The organism is Nocardia beijingensis NBRC 16342 (assembly GCF_001612785.1).
In the GTDB taxonomy this organism is placed as follows: domain Bacteria; phylum Actinomycetota; class Actinomycetes; order Mycobacteriales; family Mycobacteriaceae; genus Nocardia; species Nocardia beijingensis.
Map to the genome: position 1 here is coordinate 31,842 of NZ_BDBC01000070.1, position 15,931 is coordinate 47,772.

A 15,931-nucleotide genomic window follows, 5' to 3' on the forward strand; every position below is an offset into this window, starting at 1 on the left:
CACGTTCCGGCCGGGATCAAGCCGTATGCGGCAACCGAATCCGCGTGCCGGTCACTTCGGCGTAGTGGCCCATCAGCTGGGCGCAGATCGCGGGCCAGGTCCGGGACAGCACCGACTTCCGCGCCGCACCGGCGAACCGGGTCCGCAGCCGCGCATCGTGCAGCGCCCCGACGGCACTCGGCAGCAGCTCGCCGAACCGGTCCACCGGGAGCAGGTAGCCGTTGCGGCAGTGCGCGATCAGGTCGCGCGGGCCGCCCGCGTCGGGACCGATCACCGGGACGCCCGAGGCCAGCGCCTCCTGCACGCCCTGGCAGAACGTCTCGTGCTCGCCCGCGTGCACCATGACGTCCAGGCTGGCGTACGCCCGCGCCAGCGCGCCACCGCCGAGTTCGCCGGTGAACACCGCGGTCGGCATCAGCCGGGCCAGCCGCCTGCGCTCCGGCCCGTCGCCGACGATCACCAGCTGGATATCCGGGTCGGCGGCCAGCACCGCGAGCCGCTCGACGTGCTTCTCCGGTGCGAGCCGCCCCACGAAACCGACCAGCAGCCGATCACGACCGGCGAGCCAGGCGTCCCGCAGTTCGGCGCAGCGGGCGCGCGGCGTGAACCGCGCGATGTCCACCCCTCGCCCCCACCGGTGCACGCGCGGTATGCCGTGCCTGATCAGGTCCTCCGCCGCGGCACTGGACGGAGCGAGCGTACGGGTGGCGCCCTCGTGGATGCGCCGGGTCCAACCCCAGGCGGCGCGGCTGGCCAGCCCGAGCCCATAGCTCTTGGCGAAACCCGCCACGTCGGTCTGGTACACCGCGACCGTGGGCAGATCCAGCCGTAATGCCGCGCCGAGACCGCCGGCGCCGAGCAGGAACGGCGACGCCAGGTGGACCACATCGGCCCCGAAGTCCTCGATGGCCGAGACGATGCCAGGCTGTGGCAGCCCGACCGGCAGCGAACTGATCTTCGGGACCATGACCGCGGGGACGCGGTGGACCGGGAAGCGCTCGTAGTGGCGCGGTGCCGCAGGCTGCCCGCGCGGGGTGTCGGGCGCGATGACCAGCGCGTCGTGCCCGTTCCGGTCCAGGTGTTCGAGCACCCGCAGCACCGAGTTGACGACGCCGTTCATGTTCGGCAGGAACGACTCCGCGACGATCACTACACGCACGTCTTCCAGCCTGACCGTCGCACCGCGCCACCCCGCCACGGCGAAGTGAAGCGCACGGGAAGATCCGGCGAACTGTCGGAGCCCCGGAGAAACGGATCTCAGGCTTGCGGCGCGGGCCTGCCCACCGGCGCGGGATCACGCCTGCCCGCGCGGACGAGCAGCCACAGCGTGGGCAGCGCGAGCAACCACACCACGACGATCACCGACAACGCGGGCGGAATGGCGACGCGCACGTCCCGGCCCTCCACACGCACCAGGTCCGGGTCGCTGCGGCGGTACTCCACACGAATCCGCTCACCCGCGGTCAGGTTCGTCGGATACAGCACCCCGACCTTCGGATTGTGCGTCTCGCCGTCCGGCGTGACGTACATGACCGCCGAGCGCAGCCGCCCCGCCGAGAGCACCTCGCCCGTGGTGCTGCCCTTGTCCGAGCTGATCAGATAGTCGTTGCGCCACGCGGCCAGCACCAGCAGCCCGACGAGCACGCTCACCGCCGTCGCGGCGATGAGCACGCCGATCCTGGCCCGTCGCAGGCGGATCGGCCGCCCGGTGAACTGGCTGGTTTCCGACACCGCCACAGGCTACCGACCGGCTGGGCTACGGTGGCGGCCATGTCCCGAAAATTCAGCTTCACCGTGCCGTACACAGTCCCGGTCGAAGATCTCCACCGGGCACTCACCACCGACGACGTCTGGCGGGCCCGCTTCGCCGACGCACCGACGGCGACGCTAGACCTGTCGCATCCCGACGGCGCGGGCACCATTCGCATCCATATGACCGAAAAGGCCGCCGAGGACAAGGTGCCCGCGCTGGTCCGCAAGGTGCTCAAGAGCGAACTCACCTTCTCCCGCACCGACCACTGGCAGCCGCTGGTCGGGGAGGTCGCCAAAGGCACCTTCGAGGCGAGCACCGGCGGCATCAACACCGCGATGTCCGGGTCCTACGAGATCCGTTCCACCGCGGAAGGTGCCGAGATCGAGGTCGCCGGCACCGTGCAGGTGAAGGTCCCGGTGGTCGGCGGGGCGATCGAGCCGCTCGCGGAACAGTTGCACCATCGGGTGCTCAACAGCGAGCGCAAGTTCATCGAGGAGTGGCTTTCCGCCGAACCGACCGCATGAGCAGGCGCGTTGCCCCAGCTCGTGCCGGGGCAACGCCGTCGCGGCCTAGGCGAAGTCCTGCGGCGAGAACTCCTTCGGCTCCACCAGCACCAGCCAGTTCCCCGAGTTGTCCCGGATGATCGCCTCGGTGCCGTAGGGCCGTTCGGCGGGCGGCTGCACGAATTCCACCCCTTTCGCGGTGAGTTCTTCGAAGGTCTTCTGGCAGTTCTCGGTCCGCAGGCCCAGCGAGCCGTGCGTGCCGTTGGCCAGCGCGCGCCGGACGGCGTCGGCGTAGTTCTCGTCCAGCGGCGGGCCCGGCAGCATCAGCGTGATCTCCAGTTCCGGATGCGCCGGATGCGCGACGGTGACCCAGCGGAAGCCGTTGTCGCCCATCGTGACGTCGCTGGTCTCGACGAACCCGAGTTTGTCGACGTACCACTCTTTCGCGGCGGTTTGGTCCGTGACGTACACGGTGACCAGGGAAACGTTCGTAATCGTCGTCATGCGGCCAGGCTATGGCGAGCGCCGTGCCTGCGGCTTCTCCGAAATTGCGCCGTTCGCTCGGCCGGGCGGGGTGCGGTCGGAGAGCCCGTGCATGAACACGAAGCAGCCGGGGATGCGCGGAGCGCCGTCGGCGAACTTCGCCTGGTATTCCGACGGCGTGACCCCGACCAGCTGCCGGAACTTGCTGCTGAACGAGCCGAGGCTGCTGTAGCCGACCAGCATGCACACCTCGGTGACCGTGAGATTGGTCGCGCGCAGCAGATCCTGGGCGCGTTCGATGCGCCGCTCGGCCAGATACACGGCCGGGGTGCGGCCGTAGACCGCGGCGAACGCGCGAAGGAAGTGGTATTTCGACACCCCGGCGGCCGCCGCCAGCTCGTCCAGATTCAGGGGGTCGGCGTAATGGCGATCGGCCAGATCCCTGGCTCGGCGCAGATGCGGCAGCAGATCCAGCGGGGGCGATCCGCGCGTTTCACGTTCGGCCATCGCGCCGCCCTCTTCCCTAGGCGAACGGCGGACGCTCGTCGAAGCGCAACGACGCCAGGCCCGCCATGCGCCACGCCCGCGCGGTCAGATCGACGTCCTCGTCGGTGACCAGATTGCCCATCACCCGGACCGCGGTGCGCTGCAAGTACTTCGATCGCATCACCGGAGGACCGCCCAGCGGCACCATGCGCGGGTGCGTGGCAAGGCCGGCGATCCGCCGGGCCACCGAGAACGTGCGGCCGTAGCGAGCGCGCAATGTCTGCGGCCAGATCGTGGTGAAATCGGGTTCGTCCAGCAGGGCGGCCAGCATGTGGCCGCCCTCCAAGCCGTAATCGATGCCCTCACCGTTGAGCGGGTTCACACACCCGGCGGCGTCGCCGATCAGCACCCAGTTGCGGCCCGCGACGTTCGAGACCGCCCCGCCCATCGGCAGCAGGGCCGATGCCACCGCGCGCAGCGAACCCTCGAATTGCCATTCTTCGGTGCGCAGCGCGGTGTAGTGCGCCAGCAGCGGCTTCAACGCGATGTGCGAGGGGCGGCGTTCCGTGGCCAGCGACCCCACACCGATGTTCACCTCGCCATTGCCGAGCGGGAACACCCAGCCATAGCCGGGAACCAGGTCGCCGGAGGCGTCGCGCAACTCCAGATGCGAGGTGATCCACTGATCGTCGCTGCGGCCGGACTTGATGTAGGCGCGCGCGGCGGTGCCGTAGGCGTACTGCCGGTGCCAGACGCGCCCCAGCAGCCGCCCGATCGGCGAACGCACCCCGTCGGCGACCACCAGCGTCCGGCAGGCGATGGTGCGCGCGCCGCCCGCCGTACGCACCGTCACACCCGTGACCCGATCACCCTCCCGGGTGACATCGATTACTTTCGTGCCGTCCACCATGCGCGCGCCCGACTTCACCGCCGTCTCACGCAGCTTGTCGTCGAGTTCGGTTCGCGGGACCGCGCTTCCGTACGTCGGGAAGGAACCGCCCGGCCAGCTCAACAGCGCCTCGCGGCCGAAACCGGTCATCCGGAGCCCGTGGTTGACGACGTGCGCGCGCACCCACTCGCCCAGCCCCAGTTGCTCCAACTCGGCGGTCGCGCGCGGCGTGAGGCCGTCACCGCAGGTCTTGTCCCTGGGAAAGACGGCGGAATCGACGAGCACCACGTCCCGTCCCGCCCGCGCCGCCCAGGCCGCCGACGCCGATCCGGCCGGGCCCGCGCCGACGACCAGCACCTCGGCCCGGCTGGGCAACGCGTCCTCGTCGCGCGCGGGACTCGCTTCCGGTGAACCCATGCGGTCCATACTCGCAGGGCCGTCTCGCCCATGTCGACGGCGGTCACGCTCGCGTCGTCGGCGGTCACCAGCGAGCCGCTGCGGCACTGGGCGATCCACCACAGAGTGACGGTGTTCATGGGCCATCCGCCCGGGACACGCTAGGTTCTCTACCGTGGGGTCGGACGCATCGCTGGGAGAAGGAATGAGCACATCGGCCATGAGCGAGCGCAGCGAGCGAATCATGGACACGGCGGGCACGGTCGTGGCCGGGGTCGACCTCGGTGACATCGGACTAGCCGACACCGTGCGCAACGGCTTGGCCGACGTGGAGAAACTCCTGGTCGACGAGCTGTCCGACGGCGCGGAGTTCCTCCAGGAGGCCGCGCTGCACCTGGCCAAGGCCGGCGGCAAGCGATTCCGTCCGCTGTTCACCATCCTCACCGGACAGCTCGGCCCGCGCCCGGCCGATCCCGCTCTGGTCACCGCGGGCACGGTCGTCGAACTCGTGCACCTGGCCACGCTGTACCACGACGACGTGATGGACGAGGCACCCATGCGCCGCGGCGCCCCGAGCGTCAACTCGCGGTGGGGGAACAACATCGCCATCCTCGCGGGCGACTACCTGTTCGCGCACGCGTCCCGGCTCACCTCCACCCTCGGCCCCGACGCGGTGCGCATCATCGCCGAGACCTTCGCCGAACTGGTCACCGGCCAGATGCGCGAGACCATGGGCGCCCGCGAAACCCAGGACCCCGTCGAGCACTACCTGCGGGTGGTGTGGGAGAAGACCGGTTCGCTCATCGCCGCGGCGGGCCGCTTCGGCGGCACCTTCTCGGGCGCGGACCCCGAGCACGTCGAGCGACTGGCCCGCCTCGGCGACGCGGTCGGCACCGCCTTCCAGATCTCCGACGACATCATCGACATCTCCTCCGCCTCCGAACAGTCCGGCAAGACCCCCGGCACCGACCTGCGCGAAGGCGTGCACACCCTGCCGGTGCTGTACGCGCTGCGCGAAGAGGGCGCCGAAGGCGACCGCCTGCGCAAACTGCTGGCCCGCCCGCTGGAGACCGACGACGAGGTGAAGGAAGCGCTCGACCTGCTCGCCGATTCCCGCGGCATGGCCCTGGCCAAGGAGAAGCTCCAGGGCTACGCCGACCTCGCCTACGCCGAGCTGTCCGCCTTGCCCGGCGGCCCCGCCAACGACGCGCTGGAACGGCTGGTCCGCTACACCATCGAACGCGTGGGGTGAGCTGTGTTTGATTTGCCGCGACTTCGTCGCGGCGTGTTCGCGGCCCCTTTGTGGCTCGCGTGTGCGCGACCGCCGCTTGCTCCTTCGTCGCGTACGCGGCGGCCGCGCACACGCGAGCCGGGCCGCGAACGGCGGGTGCTCGGTCTCGCTTCGCTCGAAAGTCGTGGTCGGGGTGCGCTGGGCTCGTGAGTGTCCGAGGGCGGGACCCGGTGTACTGCCTTCTTCGTCGCTCAGGTGGTGCGCAGACGTGAGCCGGGCCGCGAACGGCAGATGCTCGGTCGGAAGATGAGGTCGCGGTGCGTTCGGCGTGGTCGCGGGGGAGTCGCAGGGGCCAAGGGCACACTGCCGTAGGCGGCAGCGGGGTGGGCTTCACCGGAACTTTGCCTGGGGCTTCTATCGTTTATCTGCTGTAAGGCGACTCGGTGAACGGGGGAGCGGCAAGGGAGACGTATGCACGGGCACGGGTTTGCGAACGGGCTGAAGACCTTCGGGCTGATGGTGGGTCTGTCGGCCCTGATCGTGTTCATCGGCGCGCTGTTCCGCAACCCGACGATCCTCGTCGTCGCGATCCTGCTCGCGGTGGGCATGAACGCCTACGCCTACTTCAACAGCGACAAGATCGCCTTGCGGGCCATGCACGCGCAGCCGGTCAGCGAGCTGGAGGCCCCCGTCATGTACCGGATCGTGCGCGAGCTGGCCACGCTCGCGCGCCAGCCGATGCCGCGGTTGTACATCAGCCCCACGAACGCGCCCAACGCCTTCGCCACGGGACGCAATCCCCGCCATGCCGCGGTCTGCTGTACCAGCGGCATCCTGCAACTGCTCGACGAACGAGAGTTGCGGGCCGTGCTCGGCCATGAGCTGTCGCACGTCTACAACCGCGACATCCTCATCTCCTCGATCGCGGGAGCGCTCGCCGCGGTCATCTCGGGTGTGGCGAACATGGCCGTCTACCTGTCCATGTTCGGTGGCAATCGCAACGGCGAAGGCCCGAACGTGCTGGCCGTGCTGCTGGTCTCGTTGCTCGGCCCGATCGCGGCCACACTGATCAAGCTGGCCGTCTCGCGCTCCCGCGAGTTCCAGGCCGACCAATCCGGCGCCGAGCTGACCGGCGACCCGCTGGCGCTGGCCTCCGCATTGCGGAAGATCGAACGCGGCGTGCACACCGCTCCGCTTCCGCCGGAGCCGCGGCTGGCGTCGCAGTCGCATCTGATGATCGCCAACCCGTTCCGTCCGGGCGAGCGGGTGGCGCGCTGGTTCTCCACACACCCGCCGATGAACGAGCGCGTCGCCCGGCTGGAGGAGATGGCGGGCGGACCGCGCCGGTACTGAGTCCCGCGGTCTCAGTCGTCCGCGGCCAGCTGGGCTTCGAAGGCTCGGAATGTATCGACGAACAACTTCCGCTGTTGCGGCGTGAGCGGCTCCAGCACCGCGCGCCAGGCGCGGGCGCTGCGCCCGAGCCATTTGTGGACGGATTTCTCATGCGCCGGCGCGATGGCGACGATGGTGCGTCTGCGGTCGTGCGGGTCCGCGCCGCGTTCGAGCACACCCTGCTTGCTGAGTTCGCCGACCATCAAGCTCACCGTCGTCGGCGCCACCTCCAGGCGGGCGGCCAGATCCGTCACCGTGGTCGGTCCGTCGAACACCAGGTTGGCCAGCAGCGACAGGTGCCGCGGCGCCAGCGAGAACGACTCCAGCTCCTTCGGGACGCCCAGCTTCTTGGCCCGGCCCACCACGCGGGGCATCAGCAGCAACAACGTCCTGATGCCCGCGTCCACACCGAGTCCGGCGCGCTCCTCGGTCGACATGCGCCGCGGTCGGCGTTCAGCGGTAGTTGACGAACTGCAGCGCGATCCCGAAATCCTCGCCCTTCAGCAGGGAGATGACGGCCTGAAGATCGTCGCGCTTCTTGCTGCTCACCCGCAGCTCGTCGCCCTGGATCTGCGCCTTCACACCCTTGGGGCCCTCGTCCCTGATCTTCTTGGAGATCTTCTTCGCGTGCTCGGAATCGATGCCCTGCACCAGCGAACCGGTGATCTTGTACACCTTGCCGGAGGAGACCGGCTCACCCGCGTCGAACGCCTTCAGCGAGATGTCGCGGCGGATCAGCTTCTCCTTGAACACCTCCAGCGCGGCCTTGACGCGCTCCTCCGCCTCGGCGGTGAGCACGATCTTGTCCTCGCCGGACCATTCGATCGACGCGCCGGTGCCGCGGAAGTCGTAGCGGGTGTTGAGCTCCTTCTCCGCCTGATGCAGGGCGTTGTCGACCTCCTGCCGGTCGACCTTGCTCACAACATCGAAAGACGAATCAGCCACGCTGCGCTCCTGTTCTGACGGTCCGACGGGTGAGCTGAATCCGGACGCTTCCAGCCACCGTCAGTTCTACCCGGAGACCCGAGGGTAGTCGCGTCGCACGGCCGATAGCCAGCCGGTTTGCATTCAGGGTGCGGGTTCGATGTATTCTGCTCAGCGCGCCGAGAAAGCGCGAACGGCAGGTTGCCCGAGCGGCCAATGGGAGCAGACTGTAAATCTGTCGGTGAAAGCCTACGTAGGTTCGAATCCTACACCTGCCACCGTCGTTCGCTGAGTGAGCCCTGTACGCAAAAAGCGCGTACAGGGCTCACTTTGTATGTCTTGTGGGGGTGCAACCCCCACGCCCCGCCCGGCGGGGCTTCGCCCCCCGGAACCCCCTTCCAGTGGTTGCGGTGGGCGCGGATCTTTCGTTCGTACGGCGCGTGTTCTCGAGTGCGGACAGGCGTGGGCGTATTGGTCTCATGCGTGCCGTTGTCTGGGTGCGCTGATCGCCTACCGTCATTCGTGGGTGATGGGTGGCCTCGCGTCCGGGCATGGCGGCCGTTTGGATGCCTTTCGGTCGTTCTCATCGGTTGCTTTGTTCGTCGATCGACAGATGTCGCGTGGAGATTTCGGTCACTTCGGGTAGGCGATTCGATCGGGTATTTGTCGAGAGGTGGCGCCTCGCGGTTCCGGGGTCACCGTGCGGTGTGGTTCGCCGGGAGGCTTCGCGGATTGCTCGTCGGATCGGTGTCGCGCATGCGGCATGATCGGGAGTGGTGGACGCTTCTCGGTGGGCCAAGAATGGCGGCTCGCCGCGTTCGCGCGGGGGGAAAATGCCCTTCTGACCACGCGGTTTGGTAGTGGGAGCGTCGAGTGTGTAACCTCGTTCAAGACTTCACCGCGCTGAGGTCGAGTGTTTGGGGCTCGGTGCGGAAGTAGTCATGCCCCCTTAGCTCAGTCGGCAGAGCGTTTCCATGGTAAGGAAAAGGTCAACGGTTCGATTCCGTTAGGGGGCTCGCCGGATTGCCGGTGGTGACCGACTCGGCATCGCTCCCGTAGTGCGGGCTCGGCACCATGGCAATGCGACGCCGTGGCGGTGTAGCTCAGTCGGTAGAGCAAACGACTCATAATCGTTGTGTCGCCGGTTCAAGTCCGGCCATCGCTACCACAACCGATACAAGCCCATCAGGTACCGGAAAGAAGGCATATCGTGGCCGCGAAGTCCACCGATGTCCGGCCAAAGATCACCTTGGCCTGCGAGCAGTGCAAGCACCGCAACTACATCACCAAGAAGAACCGGCGCAACGACCCGGACCGGCTGGAGCTGAAGAAGTTCTGCCCGAACTGCGGCACGCACCGGGCGCACCGCGAATCCCGCTAGTCATCCACGCGTGACCTACCGCGTGGTGTAGCGCCGGGAGTCGCATCCCGGTATCTCGGGCCGTGGCACCGCGAGGGCCGGACAACTGTCCGGCCCTGACGCATTTTCACGGTGTGGGTGCGGTGGTGAGCGCTCCGCAGACTCCGGTGACGGGGTCAGATAGGTACAGTCCTCCCGTGACAATCAACACCGGTACAGACGAAGCGGTCCAGACGGGCGAGGCGCTCGACCCCGCGACGAACGCCGCGGCGATGGTCGGACACCACTACCGCGTCGACGACTACTACGAGGTCGGCCGCGAGAAGGTGCGTGAATACGCCCGCGCCGTGCAGGACTACCACCCGGTGCACTGGGACGAGGACGCGGCGCAGGAGTACGGGTACGACAACCTGCTCGCGCCGGTCACCTTCATCTCCCTGGTCGGGATTCTCGCTCAGCGCAAGTTGTTCGAAGAGGTCGTCACCGGTTACGACCTCAGCCAGATCATGCAGACCGACCAGATCCTGGAGTTCCACCGCCCGATCAAGGTCGGCGACCAGCTCACCTGTGACGTCCACCTGCATTCGTTCCGGCAGGCCTTCGGCGGCGACATCATCGTGACCAAGAACATCGTCACCGCGCAGAACGACGAGTTGGTGCTCACCACCTACACCACCCTCGTCGGCCGCAGCGGCGGCGACATCGACCCGAACCTCAACGCCGCCGTCCGCAACGTGCTCATGCACGGCATCGGCGAGGACGCGCCGGGGCACCGCCCGCGTTCGCTCGCGGTGAGCCAGGCGCCCGCTCCGGTCGTGCCGCCCGCGGAGGGCGTGCGCACGAAGCACGCCCTGCGGTTCGAGGACGTCTCGGCCGGCGACGAACTGCCCACGCGCATCGTCCGGCTCACCCGCGGCGATCTGGTGAACTACGCGGGCGTCTCCGGCGACGCCAACCCGATCCACTGGAGCGACGAGGTCGTGAAGCTGGTCGGCCTGGACAACGTGGTCGCGCACGGCATGCTGACCATGGGACTCGGCGGCGGTTTCGTCACCTCGTGGCTCGGCGACCCCGGCGCGGTCAAGGAATACAACGTTCGCTTCACCAGCCCCGTATACGTCGGCTCCGAGGAGGCCGCCGAAATCGAGTACACGGGTAAGGTGAAGTCGGTCGATCCGGAGACCAGGACCGCGGTCGTCGCCATCGTGGCGAAGGCGGCGGGGAAGAAGATCTTCGGCCGCGCCACCGCGACGGTGCAGCTGGCCTGACCAGGGACAGCGACCCGGATTGGCTAATGGCGCGCACGGTAACGTACACTCAGGTTTCTGGGGTCGCCAGCCGCTGCGCGCTGCTCTGAGGGGCTGGTTCCAGGCGGTCCGCGCGGATCGCCCACGGGGCCGGCAACTGCCGGAGTGGCGCGCGTGTTGTGTGGCACCAGGACACAACTGAATATCGGAACAGTGGTTGGACAGCCGATATCGTCCGACCGAAGGGGCGTAGCTCAACTGGCAGAGCAGCGGTCTCCAAAACCGCAGGTTGCAGGTTCAAGTCCTGTCGCCCCTGCCCTGGATGCCAGCGACGAGAGAGGATCGACGTGAGCGAGCGTAGCGAGCGAGCCATTGGCACAGCGCGCATCGCGCACGACGGCACCGAGCGCAGCGAGGAGAAGGCGTGAGCGACGAGCGGGATATTCGCCGCGGCGCACATGCCGCCGACGACGGCGATGACACCGCCGCAGCGGCACGGCCGAGCGGAAAGCGGTCCGCGCGGCGGACTCGCGCTGGGTCCGCACAGGTCGACACGGGCGCTCTCGCCACGCTCGACCGCCCGTCGCGGAAGGCAACCAAGGCGACCGATCGGGCCGAACGCAAGAAGTCGGGTAATCCGTTCAAGCGTTTGATCAAGTTCCTGCGTGAGGTCATCGCGGAACTGCGCAAGGTGATCTGGCCCAACCGGAAGCAGATGGTCACCTATACGAGCGTTGTTCTGGTGTTCGTGATTTTCATGGTCGCGTTCATCAGCGGGTTGGATCTGGCGTTCATCAAGGGTGTCAACTGGCTGTTCGGCTAGCTGAACGACGCCGACGCCGGTAGCCGATCCCGGGGCGGACAGGTGGCAGTTGTTTCGCCGCGCGCCCGGCCCGGCACGCAGAGGATGTACGTGACGACACAGGAAGCGAGTGCCCCAGTGAGCACCCCGGAGAACGACACACACGACAAGTTCCCGGCCGACGACGCGGTGGCCGAGCCCACCGACTCCGTCGAGGAGATCGCGACCGACGAGCCCGCGGTCGAGGAATCGGAGCCCGCTGAGTCCGCCCCTGCCGCCCCCGTCGATGCCGAGCCCGCCGATCCGGTCGCCGAGATGAAGGCAGCGCTGCGGCGCGCCCCCGGCGAGTGGTACGTCATCCACTCCTACGCCGGCTACGAGAACAAGGTGAAGGCCAACCTCGAGACCCGCGTGCAGAACCTGGACCTGGAGGACTACATCTTCCAGGTCGAGGTGCCCACCGAAGAGGTCACCGAGATCAAGAACGGGCAGCGCAAGCACGTCAACCGCAAGGTGCTGCCCGGCTACATCCTGGTCCGCATGGAGCTCAACGACGAGTCGTGGGGCGCAGTGCGCAACACCCCCGGTGTCACCGGCTTCGTCGGCGCCACCTCGCGCCCGTCGCCGCTGTCCATCGACGACGTGGTGAAGTTCCTCGTCCCCGCCGCGCAGCAGCAGAAGAAGCCCGCCGCGGCGGCCGCGGCGGCCACCACGGAGACCGGGGGCGGCGAGGTCGCGCCGAAGCCGGTCATCGAGGTCGACTTCGAGGTCGGCGAGTCGGTGACCGTCATGGACGGACCGTTCGCGACGCTGCCCGCCAGCATCTCCGAGGTCAACGCCGAGCAGCAGAAGCTCAAGGTGCTCGTGTCGATCTTCGGCCGCGAGACCCCGGTCGAGCTGGCGTTCACCCAGGTCGCGAAGATCTAGATCGGTTCCGTCCACGACGGGACGATGCGCCCGCGCCGCGGGTCGACGCACCAGACTTGCAAAGAGCAAGGGACACCAACACCTAGGAAAGAAAGATGCCCCCCAAGAAGAAGAAGCTCGCCGGGATCATCAAGCTCCAGATCCAGGCCGGCCAGGCGAACCCGGCCCCTCCGGTCGGCCCCGCGCTCGGTCAGCACGGCGTCAACATCATGGAGTTCTGCAAGGCGTACAACGCCGCGACCGAGTCGCAGCGTGGCAACGTCATCCCGGTCGAGATCTCGGTGTACGAGGACCGGTCGTTCGACTTCAAGCTGAAGACCCCGCCCGCCGCCAAGCTGCTGCTGAAGGCAGCGGGCGTGCAGAAGGGCTCGGCGGAGCCGCACCGCAACAAGGTCGCCAAGGTGACCATGGACCAGGTGCGCGAGATCGCCAAGACCAAGCAGGAAGATCTGAACGCCAACGACCTCGATCAGGCGGCCAAGATCATCGCCGGTACCGCGCGTTCGATGGGCATCACCATCGAGGGCTGAGCGGAACCGCTCCCCGGTGGGAGGGCCGGCCAGGCCCGATAACCACGTCTGAACTAGCAACAAGGACAGAGAATCATGGCAAAACGAAGCAAGGCGTACCTCGCCGCGGCCGAGAAGGTCGATCGCACGAAGCTCTACTCCCCGCTGGCCGCCGCGCGCCTGGCGAAGGAGACCGCAACCACCAAGACCGACGCGACCGTCGAGGTCGCCGTGCGTCTCGGTGTGGATCCCCGCAAGGCGGACCAGATGGTTCGCGGCACGGTCAACCTGCCGCACGGCACCGGTAAGACCGCCCGCGTCATCGTCTTCGCCGCAGGCGAGAAGGCCGCCGAGGCCGAGGCCGCCGGTGCGGACGCCGTCGGCGCCGAGGACCTGATCGAGCGGATCCAGGGCGGCTGGCTGGACTTCGACGCCGCGATCGCCACCCCGGACCAGATGGCCAAGGTCGGCCGGATCGCGCGCGTTCTCGGCCCGCGCGGCCTGATGCCGAACCCGAAGACGGGCACGGTCACCACCGACGTGACCAAGGCCGTCAACGACATCAAGGGCGGCAAGATCAACTTCCGTGTCGACAAGCAGGCCAACCTGCACTTCGTCATCGGCAAGGCGTCCTTCGACGACAGCAAGCTGGTGGAGAACTACGGCGCCGCGCTGGACGAGATCCTGCGGGCCAAGCCGTCGACCGCCAAGGGCCGCTACGTCAAGAAGGTGACGGTCTCGACGAACACCGGACCGGGCATCCCGGTGGACCCGAACCGCACCCGCAACCTCCTCGAAGAGGACGCGTAAACAGCGGCTGAGCCGAACCACGACGGCGGGAACGCGTACTGCGTTCCCGCCGTCGCGCGTTCGCGGACTAATCCGGCCCGCCGCGCGGTTGGGCTCGATGTGACCGTCGTTCTCTTGATCTCGGGCAGCACTCGCGCCGCCTCCACCAATTCCGCCGCGCTGCGCACCGTCTCGGCCGTCGCCCCGGCGGGTGCCGAAACCGTCTGGTACGACGGCCTGGCGGACCTGCCCGCCTTCAACCCGGACGACGACGGCACCGCTCATCCATCGGTTGTCGCTCTGCGCGAACACCTTTCGCGCGCCGACGCCGTGCTGTTCTGCACGCCCGAATACGCGGGTACGTTGCCGGGCAGCGTGAAGAACTTGCTGGACTGGACCGTCGGCGCGGGCGATCTGCATGACAAACCGGTCGCCTGGATCACCGTCGCGGTCCCAGGGCGCGGTGACGGCGCGACCGCGACGCTGCGCAGCGTGCTCGGCTACGTCGGAGCCGACATCGTTTCCGATGCCTGTCTGCGGCTGCCGGTGCTGCGCGAGGACGTCGGTCCGGACGGATTGATCGCAGGCGCGGAATTCCGGTCCGGCGCCGTGGACGTGCTGCGCGAGCTGGTCCGGCATGCCGAGAGCGCGACGTCGTGAGAACCGTCACCGGCGGGGTTTCCCGTCGAGCGGCGTAGTGGAATACACGTCGGCACACAACGATTCGGCGGCCGGACGGTTTCGGTCCGGCATGCGGCCTGACCCCGTTTTGGCAGATGGAGGCCCATCCGGGTACATTGGAGTTCAGTTATCGACGAGTTCGATCGCTACCCAATCCGTTCTACCGAAGACCGTTGGTCGCCGATCCCGCATGGGTTCGGTCGAAGGTCCGGCGACATTGCCGGCGGCCCACGCAGGGAGAGCCGAGGCTGGGAATTGATCCGGGCGTGCACCGGATCGGTTTTCTGTTGCGCCCCGGAACGCTCTGCGTTCGGGGCGTTTGTTTTGTCGCCGGCCCCTGATCGGTAGTTCGCGTATACGAACCGACCAATCAGAGAGGAGGCGAAGTATGGCGAAACCCGAGAAGGTCACCGCGGTCGAGGAGATCGCGGAGCAGTTCAAGAGCTCGACGGCCACCGTCGTCACGGAATACCGTGGCCTGTCGGTCGGCAAGCTCACCGAGCTGCGGCGCGCGCTCGGCGCCGAAGCCACGTACTCCGTCGCCAAGAACACCCTGGTCAAGCGTGCCGCCGCCGAGGCGGGCGTGGAAGGTCTTGACGAGCTGTTCGTCGGACCGACCGCGATCACCTTCATCACGGGTGAGCCGGTCAACGCGGCCAAGGCCCTGAAGACCTTCGCGAAGGACAACAAGGCCCTCATCATCAAGGGCGGCTACATGGACGGCGCTCCGCTGTCCGTGGCCGAGGTCGAGCGGATCGCCGACCTGGAGACCCGCGAGGTGCTGCTGGCCAAGCTGGCGGGCGCGCTCAAGGGCAACCTCACCAAGGCCGCCGGTCTGTTCAACGCTCCCGCCTCGCAGGTGGCCCGCCTGGCCGCCGCGCTGCAGGAGAAGAAGCAGGCCGAAGAAGGCGGATCGGCCGCCGAGTAATACCCGTGCGGCACGACCTGCCCGCATAGACATCAACTACCGAAAGGAACACAACAATGGCCAACGTTGACGAACTGCTCGAGACCTTCGGCAACATGACCCTGCTCGAGCTGTCGGACTTCGTGAAGAAGTTCGAGGAGAAGTTCGAGGTCACCGCGGCTGCTCCGGTCGCCGTCGCCGCCGTCGGCGGTGCCGCCGCTCCGGCCGAGGCCGCCGAGGAGCAGGACGAGTTCGACGTCGTGCTCGAGGGCGCGGGCGACAAGAAGATCCAGGTCATCAAGGTGGTCCGCGAGATCGTCTCCGGCCTGGGCCTGAAGGAAGCCAAGGACCTCGTCGAGAGCGCTCCGAAGCCGATCCTGGAGAAGGTCGCCAAGGAGGCCGCCGAGGCCGCCAAGGCGAAGCTGGAAGAGGCCGGCGCCAAGGTCTCGGTCAAGTAATTCACGACCGAACACGCCGAACGGGCGGTCCCCTTGTGGGGACCGCCCGTTTTGCGTTTCTGGCAATCTCGCCGCTATCGCCGATACCGAAAGGATTGCGGAGTTACTACGGAGTCAGGTTGGGGTGTGCCCGATCTGTCCCATGAGTTACAGTGACCGAACCCACACGTGACGACCGTGATGACCGAGCGCGC

At 67.8% G+C, this 15,931-nt stretch carries 19 protein-coding genes and 4 tRNA genes; 16 read left to right on the forward strand and 7 right to left on the reverse strand.

Annotated features, from left to right (window positions below; all coding sequences use genetic code 11):
- Window positions 1-16: 16 nt before the first annotated feature.
- Both NB3_RS31325 and NB3_RS31330 read right to left on the reverse strand, forming a co-directional pair.
- The gene (locus NB3_RS31325) at window positions 17-1,159 is read right to left on the reverse strand and encodes a glycosyltransferase family 4 protein (protein WP_067810467.1); all 1,143 of its coding nucleotides are present in this window, start codon (window positions 1,157-1,159) and stop codon (window positions 17-19) included.
- Window positions 1,160-1,257: 98 nt separating this feature from the next.
- A complete protein-coding gene (locus NB3_RS31330) occupies window positions 1,258-1,731 on the reverse strand; it encodes a DUF3592 domain-containing protein (protein ID WP_084823826.1) in 474 nt (157 codons plus the stop codon).
- A gap of 39 nt (window positions 1,732-1,770) precedes the next feature.
- Between NB3_RS31330 and NB3_RS31335 the strand changes: the two genes are divergently transcribed.
- Window positions 1,771-2,277 (forward strand): DUF2505 domain-containing protein, encoded by a 507-nt coding sequence (locus tag NB3_RS31335; protein ID WP_067810447.1) that lies wholly within the window; start codon window positions 1,771-1,773, stop codon window positions 2,275-2,277.
- A gap of 45 nt (window positions 2,278-2,322) precedes the next feature.
- On the opposite strand, the gene NB3_RS31340 is transcribed toward NB3_RS31335, so the two are convergent.
- Genes NB3_RS31340 through NB3_RS31350 form a run of 3 tightly spaced genes read right to left on the reverse strand, consistent with a single transcriptional unit; the run spans window position 2,323 to window position 4,531 of the window.
- Window positions 2,323-2,760 carry a VOC family protein gene (locus NB3_RS31340; protein ID WP_067810448.1) on the reverse strand — a complete coding sequence of 146 codons (438 nt, stop codon included), beginning with the start codon at window positions 2,758-2,760 and terminating at the stop codon, window positions 2,323-2,325.
- 9 nt (window positions 2,761-2,769) lie between these two features.
- A complete protein-coding gene (locus NB3_RS31345) occupies window positions 2,770-3,246 on the reverse strand; it encodes a helix-turn-helix domain-containing protein (RefSeq protein WP_067810449.1) in 477 nt (158 codons plus the stop codon).
- A gap of 16 nt (window positions 3,247-3,262) precedes the next feature.
- A complete protein-coding gene (locus tag NB3_RS31350) occupies window positions 3,263-4,531 on the reverse strand; it encodes a geranylgeranyl reductase family protein (protein ID WP_067810472.1) in 1,269 nt (422 codons plus the stop codon).
- 184 nt (window positions 4,532-4,715) lie between these two features.
- Here NB3_RS31350 and NB3_RS31355 point away from each other — a divergent pair, with 184 nt between their 5' ends.
- Window positions 4,716-5,762, forward strand: a complete 1,047-nt coding sequence (locus tag NB3_RS31355) for a polyprenyl synthetase family protein (RefSeq protein ID WP_280516610.1) — start codon at window positions 4,716-4,718, stop codon at window positions 5,760-5,762.
- A gap of 450 nt (window positions 5,763-6,212) precedes the next feature.
- Window positions 6,213-7,094, forward strand: coding sequence for a zinc metalloprotease HtpX (gene htpX / locus NB3_RS31360; protein ID WP_067810450.1), 882 nt, complete (start codon window positions 6,213-6,215; stop codon window positions 7,092-7,094).
- 11 nt (window positions 7,095-7,105) lie between these two features.
- Here htpX and NB3_RS31365 read toward each other — a convergent pair whose 3' ends face one another.
- Both NB3_RS31365 and NB3_RS31370 read right to left on the reverse strand, forming a co-directional pair.
- Window positions 7,106-7,570: a MarR family winged helix-turn-helix transcriptional regulator gene (locus NB3_RS31365; RefSeq protein ID WP_067810451.1), complete on the reverse strand. Its 465-nt coding sequence runs from the start codon at window positions 7,568-7,570 to the stop codon at window positions 7,106-7,108.
- Between the two features lie 16 nt (window positions 7,571-7,586).
- Complete coding sequence (locus NB3_RS31370; protein ID WP_067810453.1) at window positions 7,587-8,078, reverse strand: YajQ family cyclic di-GMP-binding protein; 492 nt, start codon at window positions 8,076-8,078, stop codon at window positions 7,587-7,589.
- Between the two features lie 174 nt (window positions 8,079-8,252).
- Here NB3_RS31370 and NB3_RS31375 point away from each other — a divergent pair.
- The 13 genes from NB3_RS31375 (at window position 8,253) to rplL (ending at window position 15,737) form a co-directional block, all read left to right on the forward strand.
- Window positions 8,253-8,335: transfer RNA gene (locus NB3_RS31375), tRNA-Tyr, on the forward strand.
- A gap of 665 nt (window positions 8,336-9,000) precedes the next feature.
- Window positions 9,001-9,073: transfer RNA gene (locus tag NB3_RS31380), tRNA-Thr, on the forward strand.
- Window positions 9,074-9,149: 76 nt separating this feature from the next.
- Window positions 9,150-9,225 (forward strand) — tRNA-Met (locus tag NB3_RS31385).
- A gap of 42 nt (window positions 9,226-9,267) precedes the next feature.
- Window positions 9,268-9,438, forward strand: coding sequence for a 50S ribosomal protein L33 (gene rpmG, locus NB3_RS31390; RefSeq protein ID WP_011211653.1), 171 nt, complete (start codon window positions 9,268-9,270; stop codon window positions 9,436-9,438).
- A gap of 182 nt (window positions 9,439-9,620) precedes the next feature.
- Window positions 9,621-10,685 carry a fused (3R)-hydroxyacyl-ACP dehydratase subunits HadA/HadB gene (locus NB3_RS31395; protein ID WP_067810476.1) on the forward strand — a complete coding sequence of 355 codons (1,065 nt, stop codon included), beginning with the start codon at window positions 9,621-9,623 and terminating at the stop codon, window positions 10,683-10,685.
- Window positions 10,686-10,907: 222 nt separating this feature from the next.
- Window positions 10,908-10,980, forward strand: a tRNA-Trp gene (locus NB3_RS31400).
- A 108-nt stretch (window positions 10,981-11,088) separates the two neighbouring features.
- Window positions 11,089-11,487, forward strand: a complete 399-nt coding sequence (gene secE / locus NB3_RS31405) for a preprotein translocase subunit SecE (protein WP_067810454.1) — start codon at window positions 11,089-11,091, stop codon at window positions 11,485-11,487.
- Window positions 11,488-11,604: 117 nt separating this feature from the next.
- The gene (nusG, locus tag NB3_RS31410) at window positions 11,605-12,393 is read left to right on the forward strand and encodes a transcription termination/antitermination protein NusG (RefSeq protein WP_067810456.1); all 789 of its coding nucleotides are present in this window, start codon (window positions 11,605-11,607) and stop codon (window positions 12,391-12,393) included.
- Window positions 12,394-12,488: 95 nt separating this feature from the next.
- Window positions 12,489-12,923, forward strand: a complete 435-nt coding sequence (gene rplK, locus NB3_RS31415) for a 50S ribosomal protein L11 (protein WP_040783829.1) — start codon at window positions 12,489-12,491, stop codon at window positions 12,921-12,923.
- A gap of 75 nt (window positions 12,924-12,998) precedes the next feature.
- Complete coding sequence (rplA, locus tag NB3_RS31420; RefSeq protein ID WP_067810457.1) at window positions 12,999-13,712, forward strand: 50S ribosomal protein L1; 714 nt, start codon at window positions 12,999-13,001, stop codon at window positions 13,710-13,712.
- 99 nt (window positions 13,713-13,811) lie between these two features.
- Window positions 13,812-14,351, forward strand: a complete 540-nt coding sequence (locus NB3_RS31425; RefSeq protein ID WP_067810459.1) for an NADPH-dependent FMN reductase — start codon at window positions 13,812-13,814, stop codon at window positions 14,349-14,351.
- 409 nt (window positions 14,352-14,760) lie between these two features.
- On the forward strand, window positions 14,761-15,300 hold the full coding sequence (gene rplJ / locus NB3_RS31430; protein WP_067810461.1) for a 50S ribosomal protein L10: 540 nt from the start codon (window positions 14,761-14,763) through the stop codon (window positions 15,298-15,300).
- A 56-nt stretch (window positions 15,301-15,356) separates the two neighbouring features.
- Complete coding sequence (gene rplL / locus NB3_RS31435) at window positions 15,357-15,737, forward strand: 50S ribosomal protein L7/L12 (RefSeq protein WP_043733084.1); 381 nt, start codon at window positions 15,357-15,359, stop codon at window positions 15,735-15,737.
- Window positions 15,738-15,931 lie beyond the last annotated feature (194 nt).